This window comes from Enterococcus innesii (assembly GCF_022846515.1).
Classification (GTDB): Bacteria; Bacillota; Bacilli; order Lactobacillales; family Enterococcaceae; genus Enterococcus_D; species Enterococcus_D innesii.
The window spans coordinates 448,208-469,876 of sequence record NZ_AP025635.1 but is presented as its reverse complement, the minus strand read 5'-3'; the positions used below and the strand labels follow the sequence as shown (position 1 = coordinate 469,876).

General features: G+C 42.5%; 24 protein-coding genes. 23 read left to right on the top strand and 1 reads right to left on the bottom strand.

Translation table 11 applies throughout. The features are described from left to right. Positions 1-2 precede the first annotated feature (2 nt). The 23 genes from ENLAB_RS02245 (at position 3) to ENLAB_RS02135 (ending at position 19,816) form a co-directional block, all read left to right on the top strand. On the top strand, positions 3-914 hold the full coding sequence (locus tag ENLAB_RS02245) for a PTS system mannose/fructose/sorbose family transporter subunit IID (RefSeq protein ID WP_005235347.1): 912 nt from the start codon (positions 3-5) through the stop codon (positions 912-914). Between the two features lie 116 nt (positions 915-1,030). Next, positions 1,031-1,396 carry a DUF956 family protein gene (locus ENLAB_RS02240; RefSeq protein ID WP_005235348.1) on the top strand — a complete coding sequence of 122 codons (366 nt, stop codon included), beginning with the start codon at positions 1,031-1,033 and terminating at the stop codon, positions 1,394-1,396. Positions 1,397-1,470: 74 nt separating this feature from the next. After that, positions 1,471-1,710 (top strand): GlsB/YeaQ/YmgE family stress response membrane protein, encoded by a 240-nt coding sequence (locus tag ENLAB_RS02235; RefSeq protein WP_005225767.1) that lies wholly within the window; start codon positions 1,471-1,473, stop codon positions 1,708-1,710. Between the two features lie 213 nt (positions 1,711-1,923). Then, entirely contained in the window at positions 1,924-2,988 is a 1,065-nt protein-coding gene (locus tag ENLAB_RS02230; protein WP_200124735.1) for a M24 family metallopeptidase, read from the top strand. Positions 2,989-3,197: 209 nt separating this feature from the next. Continuing rightward, a complete protein-coding gene (locus ENLAB_RS02225) occupies positions 3,198-3,623 on the top strand; it encodes an Asp23/Gls24 family envelope stress response protein (RefSeq protein ID WP_005225770.1) in 426 nt (141 codons plus the stop codon). Continuing rightward, complete coding sequence (gene nusB, locus ENLAB_RS02220) at positions 3,616-4,080, top strand: transcription antitermination factor NusB (protein ID WP_005235350.1); 465 nt, start codon at positions 3,616-3,618, stop codon at positions 4,078-4,080. Before ENLAB_RS02225 ends, nusB begins: the two co-directional genes overlap by 8 nt. A 293-nt stretch (positions 4,081-4,373) precedes the next feature. Next, positions 4,374-5,225 carry a bifunctional methylenetetrahydrofolate dehydrogenase/methenyltetrahydrofolate cyclohydrolase gene (locus tag ENLAB_RS02215; protein ID WP_244352397.1) on the top strand — a complete coding sequence of 284 codons (852 nt, stop codon included), beginning with the start codon at positions 4,374-4,376 and terminating at the stop codon, positions 5,223-5,225. Further along, the gene (gene xseA / locus ENLAB_RS02210; RefSeq protein WP_077454330.1) at positions 5,226-6,578 is read left to right on the top strand and encodes an exodeoxyribonuclease VII large subunit; all 1,353 of its coding nucleotides are present in this window, start codon (positions 5,226-5,228) and stop codon (positions 6,576-6,578) included. Continuing rightward, a complete protein-coding gene (locus ENLAB_RS02205; RefSeq protein WP_005235356.1) occupies positions 6,559-6,780 on the top strand; it encodes an exodeoxyribonuclease VII small subunit in 222 nt (73 codons plus the stop codon). Before xseA ends, ENLAB_RS02205 begins: the two co-directional genes overlap by 20 nt. Next, positions 6,777-7,673: a polyprenyl synthetase family protein gene (locus ENLAB_RS02200; protein ID WP_244352395.1), complete on the top strand. Its 897-nt coding sequence runs from the start codon at positions 6,777-6,779 to the stop codon at positions 7,671-7,673. The genes ENLAB_RS02205 and ENLAB_RS02200 overlap by 4 nt, the downstream gene beginning before the upstream one ends. After that, complete coding sequence (locus tag ENLAB_RS02195) at positions 7,670-8,491, top strand: TlyA family RNA methyltransferase (protein ID WP_077454328.1); 822 nt, start codon at positions 7,670-7,672, stop codon at positions 8,489-8,491. The genes ENLAB_RS02200 and ENLAB_RS02195 overlap by 4 nt, the downstream gene beginning before the upstream one ends. Before the next feature lie 97 nt (positions 8,492-8,588). Then, positions 8,589-9,038, top strand: coding sequence for an arginine repressor (gene argR, locus ENLAB_RS02190; protein ID WP_005235362.1), 450 nt, complete (start codon positions 8,589-8,591; stop codon positions 9,036-9,038). A 15-nt stretch (positions 9,039-9,053) separates the two neighbouring features. Continuing rightward, the gene (gene recN / locus ENLAB_RS02185) at positions 9,054-10,727 is read left to right on the top strand and encodes a DNA repair protein RecN (RefSeq protein ID WP_077454327.1); all 1,674 of its coding nucleotides are present in this window, start codon (positions 9,054-9,056) and stop codon (positions 10,725-10,727) included. Between the two features lie 96 nt (positions 10,728-10,823). Next, positions 10,824-11,555: an alpha/beta hydrolase gene (locus tag ENLAB_RS02180; protein WP_175632080.1), complete on the top strand. Its 732-nt coding sequence runs from the start codon at positions 10,824-10,826 to the stop codon at positions 11,553-11,555. A 398-nt stretch (positions 11,556-11,953) separates the two neighbouring features. Then, positions 11,954-12,808: a phosphate ABC transporter substrate-binding protein PstS gene (locus ENLAB_RS02175; RefSeq protein WP_077454325.1), complete on the top strand. Its 855-nt coding sequence runs from the start codon at positions 11,954-11,956 to the stop codon at positions 12,806-12,808. Between the two features lie 97 nt (positions 12,809-12,905). Continuing rightward, positions 12,906-13,826 carry a phosphate ABC transporter permease subunit PstC gene (gene pstC, locus ENLAB_RS02170; RefSeq protein WP_077454324.1) on the top strand — a complete coding sequence of 307 codons (921 nt, stop codon included), beginning with the start codon at positions 12,906-12,908 and terminating at the stop codon, positions 13,824-13,826. After that, positions 13,826-14,710, top strand: coding sequence for a phosphate ABC transporter permease PstA (pstA, locus tag ENLAB_RS02165; protein ID WP_077454323.1), 885 nt, complete (start codon positions 13,826-13,828; stop codon positions 14,708-14,710). The genes pstC and pstA overlap by 1 nt, the downstream gene beginning before the upstream one ends. 13 nt (positions 14,711-14,723) lie before the next feature. Further along, entirely contained in the window at positions 14,724-15,530 is an 807-nt protein-coding gene (pstB, locus tag ENLAB_RS02160) for a phosphate ABC transporter ATP-binding protein PstB (RefSeq protein WP_005225783.1), read from the top strand. Between the two features lie 31 nt (positions 15,531-15,561). Further along, a complete protein-coding gene (gene pstB / locus ENLAB_RS02155) occupies positions 15,562-16,320 on the top strand; it encodes a phosphate ABC transporter ATP-binding protein PstB (protein ID WP_077454322.1) in 759 nt (252 codons plus the stop codon). An 11-nt stretch (positions 16,321-16,331) separates the two neighbouring features. Then, complete coding sequence (gene phoU / locus ENLAB_RS02150; protein WP_008378477.1) at positions 16,332-17,009, top strand: phosphate signaling complex protein PhoU; 678 nt, start codon at positions 16,332-16,334, stop codon at positions 17,007-17,009. Between the two features lie 527 nt (positions 17,010-17,536). Then, the gene (gene liaX / locus ENLAB_RS02145) at positions 17,537-19,099 is read left to right on the top strand and encodes a daptomycin-sensing surface protein LiaX (RefSeq protein ID WP_077454321.1); all 1,563 of its coding nucleotides are present in this window, start codon (positions 17,537-17,539) and stop codon (positions 19,097-19,099) included. 49 nt (positions 19,100-19,148) lie between these two features. Next, a complete protein-coding gene (locus tag ENLAB_RS02140) occupies positions 19,149-19,457 on the top strand; it encodes a PspC domain-containing protein (protein ID WP_010748006.1) in 309 nt (102 codons plus the stop codon). After that, positions 19,457-19,816 carry a phage holin family protein gene (locus ENLAB_RS02135; RefSeq protein ID WP_005225788.1) on the top strand — a complete coding sequence of 120 codons (360 nt, stop codon included), beginning with the start codon at positions 19,457-19,459 and terminating at the stop codon, positions 19,814-19,816. Before ENLAB_RS02140 ends, ENLAB_RS02135 begins: the two co-directional genes overlap by 1 nt. Positions 19,817-19,878: 62 nt before the next feature. On the opposite strand, the gene ENLAB_RS02130 is transcribed toward ENLAB_RS02135, so the two are convergent. Next, complete coding sequence (locus ENLAB_RS02130; protein WP_077454320.1) at positions 19,879-21,579, bottom strand: M3 family oligoendopeptidase; 1,701 nt, start codon at positions 21,577-21,579, stop codon at positions 19,879-19,881. Between the last annotated feature and the right edge of the window lie 90 nt (positions 21,580-21,669).

Here is a 21,669-nt window from a genome sequence, read left to right as displayed (position 1 = left end):
AAATGGCAGAAAAAATTCAATTAAATAAAAAAGATCGTTTAGCCGTAGCATGGCGCTCTACCTTCATTCAAGGTTCATGGAACTATGAACGTATGCAAAATGGTGGTTGGGCATTCTCAATGATTCCAGCAATCAAAAAATTATACAAAACAAAAGAAGACCGTGCCGCTGCTTTGAAGCGTCACTTAGAATTCTTTAATACTCACCCATATATCGCATCACCAATCTTAGGTGTAACACTAGCGTTAGAAGAAGAACGTGCCAATGGCGCGCCTGTCGATGACGTAGCGATCCAAGGGGTAAAAGTTGGGATGATGGGTCCTTTAGCCGGTGTCGGTGACCCTGTGTTCTGGTTTACTGTCCGTCCGATGTTAGGTGCATTAGGTGCTTCTCTTGCTTTAGGCGGAAACATCTTAGGCCCAATCATCTTCTTCGTTGCTTGGAACATCATCCGTTGGGCATTTATGTGGTACACACAAGAATTCGGCTACCGTGCTGGTTCTAAAATCACAGATGACCTTTCAGGTGGTTTGCTACAAGATGTAACAAAAGGTGCTTCTATTTTAGGGATGTTCGTATTAGGGTCACTTGTTCAACGTTGGGTTTCGATTTCCTTTGCACCAGTTGTCTCAAGCGTACCGCTTGATGAAGGTGCCTATGTCGACTGGGCAAACTTGCCTTCCGGTTCAGCTGGTTTGCAACAAGCCTTCCAACAAGTAGCTGAAGGCCGTGCATTGACTGATACAAAAGTAACAACATTGCAAAACAACTTGGATCAATTGATTCCTGGTTTAGCTGCACTATTGCTTACTTTGTTATGTATGTGGTTATTGAAGAAAAAAGTTTCTCCAATCGTCATTATTATCGGTCTATTCTTAGTCGGTATCGGTGGACACTTGATCGGATTGTTATAATCTTTTCAATGATAGGTGCTTGGGGAAACCCAAGCATCTTTTTATTTATTCGCCAAATATGCCGCAAACACGTATAATAGGTAACAATAAGACGATATAGAATGGAGTAAGCGCAAATGGTACAATCTCTTAATACAAAAGTTGATTTGACGATCGATGCTACGTCTTTTTTAGGTATCAATGAATACGGCAAAATCATGATCGGCGATAATGCCTTTGAGTTTTACAATGATCGTGACAAACGCAAGTTTATTCAAATTCCTTGGGAAGACGTCGACTATGTGATCGCTTCGGTCTTGTTCAAAGGACGTTGGATCCCGCGTTATGCGATTCGGACCAAAAAGAATGGGACGTATACCTTCTCATCAAAAGAACCAAAAAAAGTTCTGCGGGCAATTCGGGAATACGTTGACCCAGATCATATGGTCCATTCTCTTGGCTTTTTCGATATCTTGAAACGGGCAATTACCCGTAGAAAATAACAAGAGAGCATATGTTTTTCCAATTGATTCTCAATGTGTTACCCTTTTTATAAGAAAGTTTAGGAGGGGTTATTATGCACTTTTTATGGACATTGATCGTGGGAGCGGTCATCGGGTCGATCGGCGGTGCTATCGCAGGAGAAAAACGCGGTTGCATTTTTGATATCGTCGCAGGACTTGTGGGCGCATCAATCGGACAAGGCTTATTCGGCACTTGGGGACCACAAGTGGCAGGAATGGCAATCGTGCCGGCAATCATTGGCGCAGTCATTTTCGTGGCTGTCGTATCGTTCTTTTTGGGACGGAAAAGATAATTATCAAAGAAGCAATCCATCGACTGGGTTGCTTTTTTTTGCATTGAAGCTATTTAGAAGAGAATAACGAGAGAGTAAACTAGAGTCTTTTTAAAATACCATTCTTTTCATTCGTATTGTTTGATTTTTTAGAAAACTTTTCGCTTACTTTCCGCTTTTTCTGGAAGTTTGTTATAATACTATCGTATAGAAAAAGAAAGTAGGGAACGATACATGTTAAGAGTCGAAAAATTACGTGAAGCAATGAGAAAAGATTCGATTGATGGGTTCTTGATCACCAGCCCATACAATTTGCGTTACTTGACAAACTTTACTGGTACAACTGGTTTAGCAGTCATTACGTTAGACAAAGCCTTTTTTGTAACAGATTTTCGTTATACAGAACAAGCAGCTGCTCAAGCCCAAGGATTTGAGATCGTAAAAAATAGCGGGCCGATTTTTGAAGAAGTTGCAACCATCTGCCAGAATGAAGAAATCAATGTCTTAGCATTTGAAGAAAGTTTCGTCAGCTTTGCTGAATACTCCGTCTTAGAAGACTTGATCGAGGAATCATCACTAGCCCCTGTATCGGGGATGATCGAGGCTTTGCGGGAAGTCAAAGATGAGGAAGAGATCGCATTGATCCAACAAGCCTGCCATATCGCCGATCAAGGATTTGAACATATTTTGAAAATGATCCGCCCAGGAATGACGGAAATCGAAGTGGCGAATCAGTTGGATTTCTTTATGCGTTCATTAGGTGCCACAAGTGTATCTTTTGAAACGATCGTGGCTAGTGGTCTGCGTTCAGCAATGCCCCATGGAGTTGCCAGTGAAAAAGTGATTGAACAAGGTGATCTGATCACGTTAGACTTTGGCTGTTACTATCAAGGCTATGTGTCGGATATGACTAGAACCTTTGCAGTAGGCGATCCTGGCGATAAATTGAAGGAAATCTATCAAATCGTACTTGAAGCACAAGAAAAAGTCTTGGCAGCAGCAAAACCTGGAATGACCGGAATTGAACTAGATGCGATCGCTCGGGATCACATTGCTTCCTTTGGCTACGGAGATGCCTTTGGTCATTCAACAGGTCATGGGATTGGTTTAGAGATCCACGAAGGACCAAATGTATCTTTCCGCGCTGATAAAGCATTTGTTGTCGGAAACGTCATTACAGATGAACCAGGAATCTATCTTCCAGGAATTGGCGGCGTTCGTATCGAAGATGATCTTTTGATCACCGAAACGGGCAATACAGTGTTGACACATTCACCAAAAGAATTGATCATTCTCTGATTCATCGACCTTGTTTTTCAGAAAATTCATTGAGAATAGTGGGTTATTATAGATTCTCAGTGCAGAAAATGATAAACTTATAGCGAGAAGAAACACTGTGCCATGGATGTTATTGATTGAATCAAGCGTTGGTTTGCTTCAAACGGAAAAAACGAGCGATTTTTTTACAAACAATACGGTACAGCTGTTTAGAATGGAGGCAAAAACGTATGAATGAAGATAAAAACCTTGTATTAAATGCAAGTCCTGAATTAGGCGAGATCGTCATCGCGCCAGAAGTGATCGAGATCATTATTGGGATCGCTGCTTCTAAAGTTGAAGGTGTCTATGGGATGCGAGGAACACTGGCAAACAGTGTCACTGAATTATTAGGTCGCGCAGCTCATGGCAAAGGGGTCTACTTAACGATCGATGAAACAGGGATCAAAGTGGATATCTACTGCTATATCACTTATGGGATGTCAGTGCCTAAAGTGGCAATGGAGATCCAAGAACGGGTCAAACAGCAAGTCTTATTTATGACAGATGTGCAACTGGCTGAAGTAAATGTTCATGTTGTGGCAGTCGTGCCAGAAAAAGTAGATTTACCAGACATCGAAGAATTATTTGGAAACGACGAGGAAGAAAATGAGTAAAGAATTATCACGGCATGAAATACGGAAAATGGCGTTACAAGCTTTATTTCCACTAGACTTTAATAAAGATTTAACGAAACAAGATGCCATCATGCATGCCATCGAGTTGGAACACCATGAATTGATTGATGAAGAACAAGAGCATTTTGTGCCTGTTTATTTAGATCAATTAGTGGCAGGTGTTTGTCATTACAAAGAAGCTTTGGATGAAGTCATTCAAAGTCATTTAAAAGCCGGTTGGAAAATCCAGCGTTTATCAAAAATGGACGTGACGATTTTACGAATCGCTTTGTATGAAATGATCTATGTGGATAATGTGCCGAATCGTGTGGCATTGAATGAAGCGATCGAATTAGCGAAAACCTTTAGTGACGATCAGTCAAGAAAGTTTGTCAACGGTATTTTATCGACAGTCAATCAAGAGCTAGAAACAAAAAACAACCAAGTAAGTGAGTAATTTTCAGCCCTAACCATATCGATCAAAAGAGCACAGCTTTTTTTCGATCGAGTCAGAAACCGAACGATTTATGAGCAACCGCCTTGTTTTGACGGTCTTGCTTGATCGTTCGGTTTTTTCGCACATACTTTGTCGGTTTACCCTCGTATTTTCCGAAAAAAGGGAGCGTTAGACGGTGTTTTTCTTTTCAGAAAATGCTATGATAGAACACATGAAGAAGCAGATCGACAAACGATTGGTGCGTTTCTTTTTACAAACTAAGTCAGTATAATCAGGTTGGAGGAGTTGTCAGAATGGGTACATTGATCAATGGAAAAGAATTGGCTGAAAAAATGCAAGCAGCGTTTCTTTCAGAGACAGCATCACTAAAAGAGCAAGGTGTGACACCGGGATTAGTTGTTTTGCTTGTTGGAGAAGACAAAGCAAGTCAGACTTATGTGAAAAATAAAGAACTAGCTGCGGCGAAAATCGGCATCAATTCCCGTGTTGCCCGCTATCCTGAATCCATTACCGAGGCAAAATTATTAGCAGAAATCGAACAGTTCAATAACGATGACGCCTTTCATGGCATTTTGGTTCAACTTCCTTTGCCAAAACATATCAATGAAGAAAAAGTACTGTTAGCCATCAAACCAGAAAAAGATGTCGACGGCTTTCATCCAATCAATTTAGGAAAATTATTTGCCGGTGTACCTGACCGAATTCCTTGTACCCCTTATGGCATCATGAAAATGTTTGCTGCGTATGGGATCGAATTAGAAGGAAAAAATGCCTTAGTGATCGGTCGCAGCAATATTGTCGGAAAACCAATGGCGCACTTGCTCTTAGGGGCAAATGCCACTGTGACCATCGCTCATTCAAAAACCAAAAATCTACCTGAGTTAGCGAAGCAAGCGGACATTTTAGTCGTGGCGATCGGCCGCGGTCATTTTGTCACAAAAGACTTCGTAAAAGAAGGGGCTGTGGTGATCGATGTAGGAATGAATCGGGATGCCAATGGCAAGTTGATCGGCGATGTGAAATTTGATGAAGTTGAACCGATCGCTAGCTATATCACACCGGTACCTAGAGGTGTAGGACCAATGACGATCACGATGTTGATGGCCCAAACGATCGAGGCAGCAAAGGAGACAATGAAAAACTAAATGGCGCAAGAATATTTAACGGTAACCGCATTAACAAAATATATCAAGCGTAAGTTTGACGTCGATCCGTATCTAGAGCGAGTTTATTTGACGGGGGAGATCTCTAATTTTCGTCGTCGCCCCAATCACCAATACTTTAGTTTGAAAGATGATGGTGCAAAAATTTCGACCGTCATGTTCAAAGGCGCTTTTGACAAGCTGCGCTTTCAACCAGAAGAGGGCATGAAAGTCATGGCGGTTGGACGTATCACCTTGTATGAGGCAAGCGGAAATTACCAAATGGTGATCGATCACATGGAACCAGACGGTGTCGGTGCCCTTTATCAAGCCTATGAACAATTAAAGCAGAAATTGGCAGCGGAAGGATTATTTTCTGCACCGAAGCAGTCATTGCCGAAATACCCGAAACGCATCGCAGTCTTGACCAGTCCTAGTGGGGCGGTGATCAGAGATATCATCACGACGACCCAGCGGCGTTATCCCATTGCTCAGATCGTTTTGTACCCAACCGTGGTACAAGGCAACAAAGCTGCGGACGATGTGGTGAAAAATATCCAACGAGTCGAAGCCGATGGGACCTTTGATACTATGATCATCGGACGTGGGGGTGGATCGATCGAAGACCTCTGGCCTTTCAATGAAGAACGAGTGGCAAGAGCCATTTTTGATGCAAAAACCCCCATTATTTCTTCAGTGGGGCATGAAACCGATACGACGATTGCCGATTTAGTGGCGGATGTTCGGGCGGCAACTCCGACCGCTGCAGCCGAATTAGCGGTGCCGGTGCTGTCGGAGGAGATTTTGCGGATCGAAGAAAGACAAGCCCGATTAGAGCAAGCATTTATGCACCAGATCCAGTACAAACAAGAACGCTATCAGCGAGTGATTGGATCGTATGTTTTTCGGCAACCAGAGCGCTTGTATGAGGCACAGTCCATCAAACTCGATCAGTTGCAGCAGCGGATGCAGCAAGGCTTACAAACCTTGCTTTATGACAAGGATCGCCATGCACAGCAATTGATTTCACGGTTGGCACAACAACAACCAAAAGCGCGATTACAAGCCAGCAACCAAGAGGTCAGTTATCTTTCCCAACGCTTAACCAAAGCCATGAAAGATATCTATGCAGCAAAAGAAAATCAATTTGCAAATGCAGTCCAATCCCTTGATTTGCTAAGCCCACTAAAAATCATGGGTCGGGGCTACAGCTATACCACGAAAAATGAGCAGGTGATCAAATCGATTGATGCGATCGAGCCAGAAGACCAGCTGACGATCCATTACCAAGATGGCCAAGCACTTGTCGAAGTTATTAGTACAGAAGGAGTTAATCATGGCAAATCCAACATTTGAAGAATCATTACAAGAATTAGAACAAATCGTAACCCGTTTGGAACAAGGCGATGTTCCATTGGAAGAAGCGTTAGATGCTTTTCAAAAAGGCATGGTTTTGAGCAAGCAATGCAAGGATACTTTGAGTAAAGCGGAAAAGTCCTTAACAAAAATGATGACTGAATCCAACGAAGAAGTGCCTTTTGAAGAGGAAAACCAATGAATGCCTTAACCGAATTCACAAAAGCGCACGCCTCTTTGATTGAAGAAGTCATGGAACGCTTTGTCAAAGAACACACCTCTGATCAACGATTGTTTGAAAGCATGCAGTATTCGATCCAAGCCGGCGGCAAACGCATTCGTCCGCTTTTATTGGCTGCAACAGTCGCCGCTTTTCACAAACCTATCAATACCGCGGTGTACCAGTGTGCGGCAGCCTTAGAAATGGTGCATACCTATTCGCTGATCCATGACGATCTGCCTGCTATGGACAACGATGATCTGCGCCGAGGCAAACCCACCAACCATAAGGTTTTTGGTGAAGCTTTAGCGATTTTAGCTGGAGATGGTCTTTTGACAGCTGCGTTTCAATTAGTCGCTATGGCGGAAATCGAAGCCAATCAAAAAGTCTTATTGCTACAGCAATTGAGTAAAGCGGCGGGGACGCAAGGAATGGTCGCCGGTCAAGCAGCTGATATTCAAGGAGAAAACCAAGCCCTTAGTCTTGAGGAACTGATGTTTGTTCACGAACGGAAAACCGGCGAATTGATTCGCTTTGCGGTGATTGCCGGTGGTGTCTTAGCCGACCAGACGGAAGAAGTTCTGCAAGAATTGGATCGCTTTGCCCAGCATATTGGGTTAGCCTTTCAAATTCGCGATGATCTGTTGGATGCTACTAGCACGACCGAAGAGCTAGGAAAAGTTGTCCGTCGAGATGACGAATTGGCGAAAAGTACCTATCCTGCTTTACTTGGCTTAGCAGGGGCGCAGCAAGCGTTGACAGAGGAATTATCCAAGGCTAAAGAAATTCTGGCGCAATTAAGTCAATACGGTCAATTTACGCCGGATGTTTTATTGGCATTTGTGGAACGATTTGAGATTCGAGGGAACGCATGAAGAAAGAACGAGTAGATGTTTTAGCTGTCCAGCAAGGCCTATTTGAGACTCGCGAGCAAGCCAAACGAGGAGTGATGGCTGGATTGGTTTACAAAGAAAAAAATAATGAACGACTTGATAAACCGGGAGAAAAAATTGCTGCAGATACACTGTTGCAGATCAAAGGCAAGAAGCTGCCGTATGTTTCTCGTGGTGGTCTCAAGTTAGAAAAAGCGCTAAAAGTCTTTGATTTTGACGTAACCGATAAAATCATGTTAGATATCGGCGCTTCCACCGGCGGCTTTACCGATGCAGCGTTGCAAAATGGTGCCAAAAAAAGCTATGCACTAGATGTCGGTTACAATCAATTAGCCTGGAAGCTGCGGCAAGATGAGCGAGTGATCGTAATGGAACGGGTCAACTTTCGTTATGCAAAACCCACTGATTTCTTAGACGGTCTTCCTGAAGCCGCTACGATCGATGTTTCTTTTATTTCACTTAAACTGATTTTACCCCCGCTGTATGATATTTTGGTAGCGGGCGGCGAAGTGATGGCGCTAATCAAGCCCCAGTTTGAAGCAGGTAAAGAAGCGGTGGGGAAAAACGGGATCGTTCGTGATCCCAAAACCCATGAACGAGTGTTGGAGGAAGTACTCACCTTTGCGCAAGAAACAAAATTTGATGTATTAAATCTAAGTTTTTCACCAATCACTGGCGGCGAAGGGAATATCGAGTTTATCGTACATTTAAAGAAAAGCCTACAAGAAGGTACCGCAGCAGGGATCGATATCCCGAAAGTTGTTGCATCAGCACATGAGACCTTTCATCAACCAAAATAAAGAATGGAAGAGAGTGGACATTTTACTTGTCGGCTCTCTTTCTTTCTTGCGCAAAATAGGATAAAATTAGTAGGAATTCATTCAGGAGGAACAAGAGATGAGAAAAAAAGAACGGCATCGCTTGATTACACGATTGTTAAGTGAACAAGATATTCAGAAACAAGAAGATTTTGTGGAGTTGCTAAAAGATCGCGGCGTCTCAGTTACACAAGCAACTATATCAAGAGATATCAAGGAATTGAAGTTAGTGAAAGTTCCTTCCCAAAAAGGCGGCTATCGCTACAGTATCCCACAAGAGACAACGGAAGACGTGAGTGGTAAACTAGATAAAATCCTAAAAACAGCTTTTGTTTCTGTCGATCGAATGGACAAATTTGTGATCCTGCGCACACTGCCCGGCAATGCCTCGGCTTTGGCGAATTTAATCGATAAACGTTATGCCAAGGAATTATTTGGCACGTTAAACGATGATGACAACGTCTTGATGATCACTAGAACAGAAGCAGATACCGAGAATCTATTCAGGGATTTCCAACGTTACGTTTAGAAGAGGAGGCAAGGGATGCTTTTAGAATTGTCGATCCAAAATTTTGCGATTATTTCCAACTTACACTTATCTTTCCATGAGGGAATGACGGCACTGACAGGTGAGACAGGTGCCGGGAAATCAATTATTATCGATGCGATGGGTTTGCTAGCAGGCGGTAGAGGTTCCAGCGACTATTTGCGTCAAGGAGCAGAGAAATGTCGTTTAGAAGGGATCTTCGAATGGCCGAATCAGCAGGAGTTCAAAGAGTTGACCGCAGATTTAGGTATTGATGAAGAAGAAGTTTTGATCGTACAACGAGATATCTCTCAATCGGGGAAAACTATTTGTCGTGTCAATGGTCGAACCGTTACCTTGTCGGTTTTGCGTCAAATCGGTTTATTCTTAGTCGATATCCAAGGACAAAATGAGCATCAAGAGCTGCTGCAACCGGAAAAACATTTGGCATTGATGGATGGATTTGGGGATGATAGCTTTAAAGCGGAACTTGCGGATTACCGTCAAGCCTATCAAAGCTATCGCTCCTTAGAAAAACATGTCCGAACCATTCAAGAAAATGAACAGCTCTATGTGCAGCGAATGGACATGCTGCGTTTTCAACAAGAAGAGATCGCCCAAGCCGAATTGATGGAAAACGAAGAAGAACTGCTGATCGACGAACGGGAAAAACTCACGAACTATCAAAAAATCGTGGATGCCTTGGGACAAAGCTATGGTGCTCTATCAGCTGAGGAAGTCAATAGTTTAGATGGGGTCAGTGTGGCATTGTCAGAGATCCAGTCGATCGCCCATCTTGATCCTGCGTATGAAAAAATCAGTGAAGCGATCCAAAGCGCGTATTACTTGTTGCAAGATGCAGCCACCGATATTTCGCGACAAGTCGACAACCTTGAATTAGATGAAGGCCGACTGGAAGAAGTCATTTCACGGCTGGAAACGATTCGTCAATTGAAGCGCAAATATGGGGAGTCGATTCCTGTGATCCTAGCTTATTATGATGAGATCAGTAAAGAAATCAGCGAATCAGCCTATACGGAAGGTCAGTTGGAGCAATTAGAAGAAGAGCTTGCCCAAAAAGCTGAAGCAGTTTGGCAGCTGGCGGAAGCCTTGCACGTCAAACGTCGTGAATTGGCTCATCGTTTAGAAAAAGAAATCGTTCAAGAGTTAAAAGAGCTGTATATGGAACACGCGCAGTTTGAAGTACGGTTCGCACCTGGCTCAAAACAATTGAGTAGCAGCGGCTTTGATACTGTGGAGTTTTATCTGACCACCAACCCCGGTGAAGGCATGAAGCCGTTAGTGCGGGTTGCTTCTGGGGGAGAACTTTCACGGATCTTACTGGCTCTCAAATCAATTTTCTCTCGGAAACAAGGAATCACCAGCATTGTCTTTGATGAAGTGGATACTGGGGTTAGTGGCCGAGTAGCTCAGGCGATCGCCGAAAAAATCGCCAAGATCGCAGCCAATTCGCAAGTTTTGTGTATCACGCACTTGCCGCAAGTAGCTGCTGTAGCGGATAATCAATATTTTATTGAAAAAGCAATTCAAGAAGGACGGACGGAAACCCATGTCCGTAAACTATCTAAAGAAGAACGAGTGGCAGAGATTGCCCGTATGCTCTCAGGTGCAGAAATCACCGATTTAACGATCGAACATGCACGAGAACTATTGGCACTGGCACACCGATAAAAATTGGGAAACATTCGTAAAAAGAGTCAGGAGATGATGGACCCGTAAGTTTCGTCTGTCATCCTTTCCTGATCTTCTTTTTTGCAGGAGGATATGATGAGAAAAAGAACAAAAGTTTTGATCGGTGTATTGATCACCGTTGTTATTTTAACAATTGCCGGTTGGGTCGGTTGGCAACAACTCCATTACCCCGCAGTGGATGCTGCAGTTACAGCTGCGAAAGAGGCAGATGATGAGGGAAATGTCCTTTATTTTGCTGGAGATGAAGAAAAGCCATTGGTTATTTTCTATCCTGGTGCGCTTGTCGATGCGGAAAGCTATAGTGTATGGGCAGCAGGTTTAGCGGAAAAAGGCTATCCTGTCGCGATCGTTAAAATGCCCTTTAACATGGCTGTTTTAGCAGGCAATCGTGCAGAAGCGGTTTTGAAAGAAATTCCCCATGACTCCTATGTGATAGGTGGTCATTCATTAGGTGGCGTCATGGCAAGCCGTTTTGCAGCGAATCAGTTGGCCGCAAATGACAAGGATTTAAAAGGGGTCTTTTTCTTTGCAAGTTATCCCGATGAAAAAGGTTCGTTAGCTGATCAATCGATTTCTGTGTTGTCACTATCAGGTAGTCAAGATCAAGTAGTAAATCAAGAAAATTGGCAAGCCGCCCGCAGCTTCCTACCAGATTCGACCATCTTCGAAACAATTGAAGGCGGCAATCATGCTGGCTTTGGTACTTATGGGTTACAAAAAGGAGAGGCAGCTGCTGATTTATCAAATGAAGCACAGCAAAAAGCCATCATTGAGCAGATGGCATCATGGTTAAGTGAATTAGAGTAAAAAAGACGGCAGAAGATGCATAGAAATGCTTCTTTCTGCCGTTTCGATTCAACAGACATTTTGGGGAAATGTTGATGAAATCGTGAAAACGCTGAACATAACAACATATTGTACTTGATTGGGGAAGCAAGATTAATAATTATGTTCTTTTAAAATACGTTTCCTCTCACAGTATAGCATAGTACACGTTCATGATGCACGTAATTTAATTAAGAAATCCTGTCATTTTATTTACAAAACAGTTATTTTGTAAAAGAAAAAAAGCGTTTTAAATAAACGGACAATCGTAGTCCCAGAAAAAAAAGCAAATAATAATTTTCATTAAATTCAACTAATGGTAAAATGAAAATAATTGATTTTTACAATCAATGACTTACGAAAGTACAAGGAGCGTTATGATGAAAAAAATTAAACTTCTAAGTCCTATTATCGGATTGGTTATTTTACTCTCAGGATGTGCAAGCTGGGCAGATCGAGGAGAATCGATCACCGCAGTCGGTTCCTCTGCTTTGCAGCCGCTAGTAGAAACAGTTGCGGAAGAATTTCAAAATTCAAATCCGGGACGGTTCATTAATGTCCAGGGGGGCGGAAGCGGAACCGGATTAAGTCAAGTCCAAGCAGGCGCAGTCGATATCGGGAATTCTGATTTGTTTGCAGAAGAAAAGCCGGGAATCGATGCGGATGCCCTCGTTGACCACCGGGTCGCAACGGTGGGTATCACACCGATCGTTAACAAAGGAGTTGGTATCACAGACATTTCCACAGAAGATCTAAAAAATATCTTCTTAGGAAAGATCACCAATTGGAGTGAAGTCGGTGGAAATGATCTGCCGATCGTTTTATTGAACCGGGCGACCGGTAGTGGTACGAGAAGCACGTTTGAAAAATGGATCATGGATGGCGAAACCGCTATTCCTTCTCAAGAGCAAGATTCTAGTGGGATGGTACGCTCGATTGTTTCTGATACACCAGGGGCTATTAGCTACGTTGCATTTTCTTATGTGACTGATGAAGTCAATGTCCTTTCAATTGATGGCGTTGAACCTACGATTGAAAATGTGACGACGAATGATTGGAAAGTTTGGGCGTATGAGCATATGTATACAAAAGGAGAACCAACCGGATTAACTGCTGAGTTTTTAGAATATATGCTTTCTGACGAAGTCCAAGAGCATATCGTTGGCGATCTAGGCTATATTCCAATCTCGATCATGCAGGTGGAAAGAGACTGGGAAGGCAACATTGTCGAATAATCTTTACACAAAATTTACACAAGCTTTAACAGAAATTGATGTTGAACCGATAAACTAATGGTTATGAGTTTAGTTTGATTTTTGAGGAGGAACCCTCGTGGAAAATGTAAAAGAAGTGTTAACAAAAAAATCTAAGCGCGCAAGAATGGAGCAAAGAGGAAAGCTGGTCAGCTTTCTATGTATCGCGTTGATTGTATTGGTTGTGATCTCCATTTTTTATTTCGTTGCTAGCCGAGGATTAGCGACATTCTTTGTAGACAAAGTCAATGTGTTTGACTTTTTGTTTGGTACCCAATGGAATCCAAGTGCTGTTGGTCCTGATGGCCAACCTTTAGTTGGTGCTTTACCGATGATTCTTGGCTCGTTCTTCGTAACGTTCCTATCAGCAATCGTTGCAACACCTTTTGCCATTGGTGCAGCCGTCTTTATGGTGGAGATTTCCCCTCGTAACGGAGAGAAGATCTTGCAGCCGGTTATCGAACTTTTAGTCGGTATTCCTTCTGTAGTTTATGGTTTTATCGGTTTGTCTGTCGTTGTACCAGCAGTCCGCTCCGTTTTTGGCGGTACTGGGTTTGGGATCTTGGCGGGGACCTTTGTCCTGTTTATCATGATCTTACCGACAGTGACTACGATGACGGTCGATGCGCTGCGGGCAGTCCCTCGGCATTACCGTGAAGCTTCGTTAGCTTTGGGTGCAACGCGCTGGCAGACGATTTACAAAGTGGTTCTACGCGCAGCTGTTCCTGGTATTTTAACAGCGGTTGTTTTCGGAATGGCTCGCGCATTTGGGGAAGCATTGGCGATCCAAATGGTTATCGGTAATGCGGCATTGATGCCAACTAGCTTAGTGACACCAGCTTCAACATTGACTTCTATCCTAACGATGGGTATTGGGAATACGATCATGGGGACAGTCCAAAATAATGTCTTGTGGTCATTAGCCTTGATCTTGTTATTGATGTCCTTACTGTTTAACATTGTGATTCGCTTTATTGGGAAGAAAGGAGCCTTGAAATAATGAATGCAAAACGTTCAGATAAAATTGCTACCGGCGTCTTGTATGCCGTTGCTGGCATCATTGTATTGATTTTGGCTTCCTTATTACTGTACATTTTGGTTCGGGGGGTTCCCCATATCAATTGGGAGTTTCTGACTTCTTCTTCAAAAGCGTACCAAGAAGGTGGCGGGATCGGCATCCAATTATTCAATTCCCTTTACTTGCTTCTAGTGACAATGATCATTAGCTTTCCGATTTCTTTAGGAGCGGGAATCTACTTATCCGAATATGCAAAGAAAAACTGGTTGACGGATATCATTCGGACATCGATCGAAATCTTGAGTTCACTGCCTTCTGTGGTTGTCGGTCTCTTTGGTTTCTTAGTCTTTGTTATCCAGTTTGGTTATGGCTTTTCGATCATTTCAGGTGCTTTGGCATTGACTTTCTTCAATTTGCCACTATTGACGAGAAACGTGGAAGAATCTCTACAAGCGATTCATTACACGCAGCGTGAAGCGGGCTTGTCTTTAGGCTTATCACGTTGGGAAACTGTCACACGTATTATTGTTCCAGAAGCAACACCAGGGATTTTGACTGGGGTCATTCTAAGTTCTGGTCGGATTTTTGGTGAAGCGGCAGCGCTAATCTACACTGCAGGACAAAGTGCACCGGCCCTTGATTTTACAAACTGGAATCCATTGAGTGTTTCCAGCCCGATCGGTCTTTTCCGACAAGCGGAGACGCTAGCAGTCCATATTTGGAAAATCAATACAGAAGGTACGATGCCTGATGGCGCGCAAGTTTCAGCCGGGGCTTCGGCGGTATTGATCATTGCCGTCTTGCTATTTAACTTTGGCGCCCGTGCAGCTGGCAAACGGTTGTACAAGAAAATGACGTCAGCATAAGGAGAATGACAGTATGAACGATTACAATTGGGACGATCGAAATATCATTACCTTCGATAAACCAGAAGATGTGGCGCTTTATACCACTGACTTGCATGTATGGTATGGATCAAATGAAGCCATCAAAGGCATTGATCTACAATTTGAAAAAAACAAAATCACCGCATTGATCGGACCTTCCGGTTGCGGAAAATCAACGTATCTGCGTTCTTTGAATCGAATGAATGATGGGATCGCAAACACGAGAGTCACAGGAAACATTATGTACAAAGGAGTCGACGTCAACACAAAAGAAGTCGATGTCTTCGAAATGCGCAAGCGGATCGGCATGGTTTTCCAACGACCAAATCCTTTCAGTAAATCGATCTATGACAATATTGCCTTTGCTTTACGTCGTCATGGAGAAAGAAACAAAAAGAAATTGGATGAAGCAGTCGAAACCAGCTTGAAACAAGCGGCTCTTTGGGATCAAGTAAAAGACAGTTTAGACAAAAGTGCTTTGGCATTATCTGGTGGACAGCAGCAACGTCTGTGTATCGCTCGAGCCATTGCGATGAAACCAGATATCTTACTTCTAGATGAACCAGCCAGCGCCCTTGACCCCATCTCGACCGGGACAGTGGAAGAAACCCTCATCAACTTGAAAAACGACTATTCAATCATCATCGTGACCCATAATATGCAACAAGCTGCTCGGATCAGCGATTATACTGCCTTTTTCTACTTAGGAAATGCGATCGAGTACGATGAGACCCGTAAGATATTTACTCGTCCAAAAATTAAAGCAACAGAAGATTACGTATCCGGTCACTTTGGCTGAGCCGATTCGATCAGTAAACGGAGGCAAAACAATGGCAGAAGAAATTATTACATCGAAAGATCTGCATTTATACTACGGAAAAAAAGAAGCATTAAAAGGAATCGACCTTTCCATCAAACAAGGCGAGATCACTGCGATGATCGGACCTTCAGGTTGTGGGAAATCGACCTACTTGCGTTCTCTTAATCGAATGAATGATTTGATCCCTGGTGTGACAATTACAGGAAGTGTTGTCTATAAAGGGAAAGACATTTATAGTCCGAAGCAAGACATCGTTGATTTGCGTAAAGAAATCGGGATGGTTTTTCAACAACCGAATCCATTTCCCTTTTCAATTTACGAAAATGTGATTTATGGGTTAAAATTAAAAGGAGTCACCGACAAAGCGATTCTTGATAAAACAGTGGAAGAAAGCCTGAAAGCAGCGTCTGTCTGGGAAGATGTCAAAGATAAACTTCACCAAAGTGCGCTATCTTTATCCGGCGGACAACAGCAGCGGGTATGTATCGCTCGGGTATTGGCTGTCGATCCAGAAATCATTTTGCTGGATGAACCAACCAGTGCGTTAGACCCAATTTCATCTGGGAAAATCGAGAATACCCTTTTGGCACTGAAAGAACGCTATACCATGATCATCGTGACTCACAACATGTCACAAGCTTCAAGAATCTCAGATAAAACCGCGTTCTTTTTGGACGGCAACTTGATCGAGTTCAATGACACGAAAAAAGTGTTCCTAAGTCCAAGCAAAAAAGAAACAGAAGATTATATCTCAGGAAGATTTGGTTAGGAGGAAAAGGGATGTTGCGTACACAGTTTGAAGAAGAATTATTAAATCTACACAATCAATTTTATGAGATGGGTATGCTAGTCAGCAGTGCGATCCACAAATCCGTACGAGCATATGTCAGACATGATAAAGCAATTGCTCAAGAAGTGATCGAAAATGATTTGGCGATCAACAATATGGAAGTTCGTTTGGAGAAAAAGAGCTTTGAAATGATTGCTTTGCAACAACCAGTAACCACCGATCTACGAATGATCATCACTGTAATGAAAGCCAGCTCTGACTTGGAACGAATGGGAGACCATGCAGTATCAATCGCGAAGTCCACGATTCGGGTCAAAGGTGAAACACGGATCGCCGAAATCGAAAAAGAAATTTCTGATATGTCGGATTATGTCAAGAAAATGGTCGATAATGTTTTAGTTGCCTATGTAAAAACCGACCAAGAAGATGCCCGTATGATCGCCCAAATGGATGATCGGGTCAATGAGTATTACAAAGATATCTATTACAAAACGATCGAAAGTATGAAAGAAAATCCGGAAACCGTTGTTAGTGGAACCGATTATTTATCTGTTGCTCAGTACCTAGAACGTATCGGTGACTATGTAACGAATATTTGTGAATGGATCGTGTATCTTGCTACTGGGAAAATCAGTGAATTGAATACCAACCGTACGGAAATGATCTAAGAAACCAGCTTAGATTCTTGATCACTTATCTCTTTTATTAGAGATGGGACAGACCGACGAAAGAAGTTGACCTTCGGGAAACAACTTCTCTCGGCGGTCTTTTTGATGTGAAGCAAGTGCTACGGATGATTCATTGAAAAGGATCGTTAGTTTTTTACTAAGAGTTACAGAAGTAAGCATGCTTTTGACCTTCCATGCATTGAAAAGTCGATTATTGATTGAGTAGCGACCAACAGCGGAAAAAAACGGTTGTGAATGACCTCGAAAATCCTTCACAGTAGCAGTTTTATTCCTCAGAGTTGTTATTAGCTGAAACTTTTGTTTCCAATGGTTTTTCGTGATACTGTTAAGATAAGGAAGAACGTTTTGTGCCTAAAGTAATCAAGAAAAAGTGCCGGTTCTGCTTGCCAATCTGCAGATTGAGAAAAACTTGGTACTTAAGACCTATGACACTTTCGCAAAAACAAGGCATAATAGGTTCGTAAGCTAAACTTGCAATCACACATTTGCTGAAGGAGGCAATTTCCATGAACGAAAGAGAACGTATATTGGATCTAGTAAAAAAAGGTGTGCTTTCTACAGAAGAAGCCTTAGATTTACTAGAAGGTATGGCAAAAGCCAAAGACGAAAAACAAATTAACAAAGCTGCTGCTGAGGTAACCGCGGATAAGAATGCGACAAGCCCATTTGATGATACTGAAAATAACGATGAGATGTTCACGTTTGACGGCGAAGAAAAGCTTCGTCAAAACGAAGCGCAAGACAAAGAAAATCTTGAAAAGATTCTCGATGGCTTAGCAACAGAAGCCAACCAAGCATCTGCTGAGTTGGACGAAATCAATGCTGAAATTCTTGGTGTCAAAGAAGAATTAAAAGAAGCACAAGAAACACTGATGCAATTGAACACCAAAGAAGAATTGGATCAATTGTCAGAAGATGAATTGGCAACACGTCATGAAACAGAAGCGACCATTACTGGCTTAGAAGAAACCTTAGATGGTTTAACCGAAGAAAAAGCAGAATTGGAAGCTAAACTAAAAAATATTCGTAAAGACCAATGGTCTCAAACGAAAGAGAAAATCTCTCAAAAATTAGATATTCCAGAAGATTGGAAAGAACAAGCGACCGATACTATCAATCAAGTAAGTGAAAAAATGGTCGATGCCAGCACACACTTCGGACATTTCTTGAAGAAAACGGTTCGGGCAGTGACAGAGTCAGTCAATGACAACATGGAATGGAAAGACATCAACTTAAAAGTTCCCGGTGTTGCAGCGACAAAATTTGAGCATACATTCAGCTATGACGAAACGGCAGCGACATTGATCGATGTGAAATTAGCAAACGGCAATGTTTCCTTCCAATTATGGGATGAACCAGGTGTCAAAGTAGATGCCAAAATCAAACTATATGGTAAAATGGATGCGGCGGAGCCTTTCGATGCTTTTGAAGCAAGAAGCCAAATCAATGTTGATGATGAACGCATCTCTTTCCAAATTCCCAACAAACGCATTCGTGCCGATCTCGTTTTTTACTTGCCAAAACGTACCTATGATCATGTGGCAGTAAAACTATTGAACGGCAATGTTACATTCAATGAATTAGATGCAAAAGATGTCTATACAAAATCAACAAACGGCAATATCGATTTCCGCAAAGTAAATGCATCGATGTTAGAGATTGAAGGCGTGAATGGAACGATCACTGTTCAAGAGGGTGAGATTTTAGATGCCATCATCGAAACGGTGAACGGCGACGTTACGTTGACAGCAACGCCACAAAATACCGGCATTTCTTTAGTTAACGGTAATATCCGCGTGACCTATAAAGAAGAAACGGTCCAAAAATTAAACGCCAGTTCTGTAAATGGGAATGTCAAAGTAGCATTACCTGCAGGGATCGGTTTCGAAGGGATCGCCAAAACAAGTTTAGGTAGCATCAACAATCGTTTAAGCGAGATGGAAGTTGTGCGTGAGAAAAAAGAACGCCTAAACCAACTATTGCAATTCCGTCGGGTTGCCGATAAAGTCGCTCAAATCGATCTATCCACAACAACAGGAAATGTCTTTATCAAAGATACAGATAAATAAGAATCGCTGGGTTTACACTCATTAAAGAAAAGAAGGAAGGTGTAGATAAATGAACAAAAAATTAACAAAATCAGCCAACAACGTTGTCATTACAGGTACTCTAGGGGGGCTGGCAGAATACTTGCGAATTGATCCAACCATCGTTCGCGTGATCTATGTCTTTCTATCTTTAGTGACTGCTGCGTTTCCTGGAATCACTTTATATATCATCATGGCGGTCTTGATTCCTTCAGGACGCAAGAGCACCTCAGGATATGGCCACGACAATCACTACTACAAACAAAACAAATACAATGAAGCAAATCGTCCCCGTAAAGAAGCGGAAAAGGTGGAGGATGAGGACTGGAGTGACTTCTAGTGTCTTATTTTCAACGGCTTATCATGAATACACTGACGTTTGTCACATTGGCGGTTCTATTACCAAATATGATCCACGTTCAAAGCATTATGACTGCAGTGATCGCCAGTTTCGTACTGTCGATCCTGAATGCTTTGATTAAACCAATTCTGATCGTCATTTCATTTCCATTGACTTTACTGACGCTTGGGTTTTTCACCTTTGTGATCAATGCACTCATGCTGAATTTGACTTCGTATTTTGTTGGGTCAGCCAACTTCGGCTTCTCCTCGTTTGGAGCTGCGCTCTTAGTGGCGTTGATCATGTCAGTAATCAATATGATCGTGACCGAACACCATATCGAAAAATATTCACGTTAAAAAGACGTTTCACGTTTTCTCCACTAGCTATGAAGCTAGTGGAAAAACGGAAACGTCTTTTTTTAGTTTAACTGTTCTTCTTTGATAGCAGCAAGGTACGTATCTACTGCCTGTAACGTCTCATCAAGCGCCCCTTTTTCAAAAGGTGATCGCAAATGAGCAAGAGCCAGGATCTCAAGGAATGTTTTCGTGCCGCCGACTTCGCAGATGGCCAAATAATCTTGCCAAGCGGTTTCGTCTTTTGCCACGATGAATCGATACCAAAATTGGAACGCACACACTTGCGCCAATGTATAATCGATATAATAGAAAGGTGATTCAAAAATATGTCCTTGTCTAAACCAATACAAGCCACGATCAAGGTCTGGATATTCTGAATAATCCCGTTCTGGGCAATATTGGCGCTCTAATTCCCGCCAACGGGCTTTGCGCTGTGCTGGTGACCACTCAGGATGCTCATAAACGTCTTGTTGGAAGTGATCCACTAAAACGCCATAAGGCAGAAATTGCAGGCTGCTAGCAAGATGTGCAAATTTATATTTTTCTGTTTCTTCTTCGAAAAAGGCGTCCATCCATGGCCAAGCGATAAACTCCATCGACATTGAATGGATCTCGCAAGATTCATAATTGGGAAAGAGAATTTCCGGTTCTTTGATCCAACGAGAACGAAAGGCTTGAAAGGCGTGGCCAGCTTCGTGAGTCAAAACATCGACATCACCCGAAGTGCCGTTAAAGTTGGCAAAGATAAATGGCGATTGATAGTCTTGGATAAAGGTACAGTAGCCGCCAGATTGTTTGCCTTTTTTGCTGAGGAGATCAAGCAAGTCATGTTCGACCATAAAGTCAAAAAATTCGCCAGTTTCAGGGGATAGTTCCTGATACATCACACGGGCTTTTTCCACTAGTTCTTCAGGTGTTCCTTTAGGCTCTGCGTTGCCACTAGGATAAACAAGCGGCAAGTCGGTAAAAGTTGCTTGTGCCAATTGATTACGCTGTGCCTGTCTTTGGTACAGTTTTTGGGTGATTGGGACGACTTTTTCTAAAATTTCCCGACGATAGGTCTCAATCATTGAACGATCATAGTCCCAACGATTCATTTGGGTATCCGCAAAGGCGACGTAATTTTCAAAGCCGAGCTTGTGGGCGATCTCGGTACGAACCTTGACCATCTCGTCATAAATTTGGTCAAAACGGTCTTCATTTTCCGTGAAGAAAGCCGTTTGTTTTTCAAACGCTTCTTTTCGAACGCCGCGATCTTTATTTTCGGTAAATGGTCGCAGTTGTGCGAGGGTATAGGTTTCTCCTTGGAAGTCGATTTGCGCAGAAGCGACCAATTTGCTGTAATCGGAAGCCAATTGGTTTTCTTTTTGAAACAATTCGATCAAGGCATCATCAAAAAGCTTCACGCGGCTTTCGGCAAACAAGAAAAGTGTTTCTGGATATTCGGCTTTTAATTCATCTAAGACCGGTGAAGCCAGGAGTGCTTGATAGAATTGAAAATCCAGAGCTTCAAAATGAGGCTGGTATTCATTCCAAAAAGTATCTTCTGCTTCATAAAAGGCATCGTTGGTATCGATCGAATAGCGGATCGAAGCCAAGTTCATTGCAGTATCGATCGTTCCTCTTAGTTCGTTCAAAGCATCAAGGGCTTGCTTCGCCTCCGAGAAGGTATCGGCTGAATGAAGGTTTGCTAAGGCTTTTTTGAATGTTTCTTGATAGACTGGAAAATCAGGGCGTTGATACGTGTATGCTGAAAATTTCATTAAAAATCCCTCCTTAGTAAAATAATAACACAAACGAAAAAGAATGAGGACTTCTATTGGCGAAGGTAGTAACTTTACTGATAGAATGAT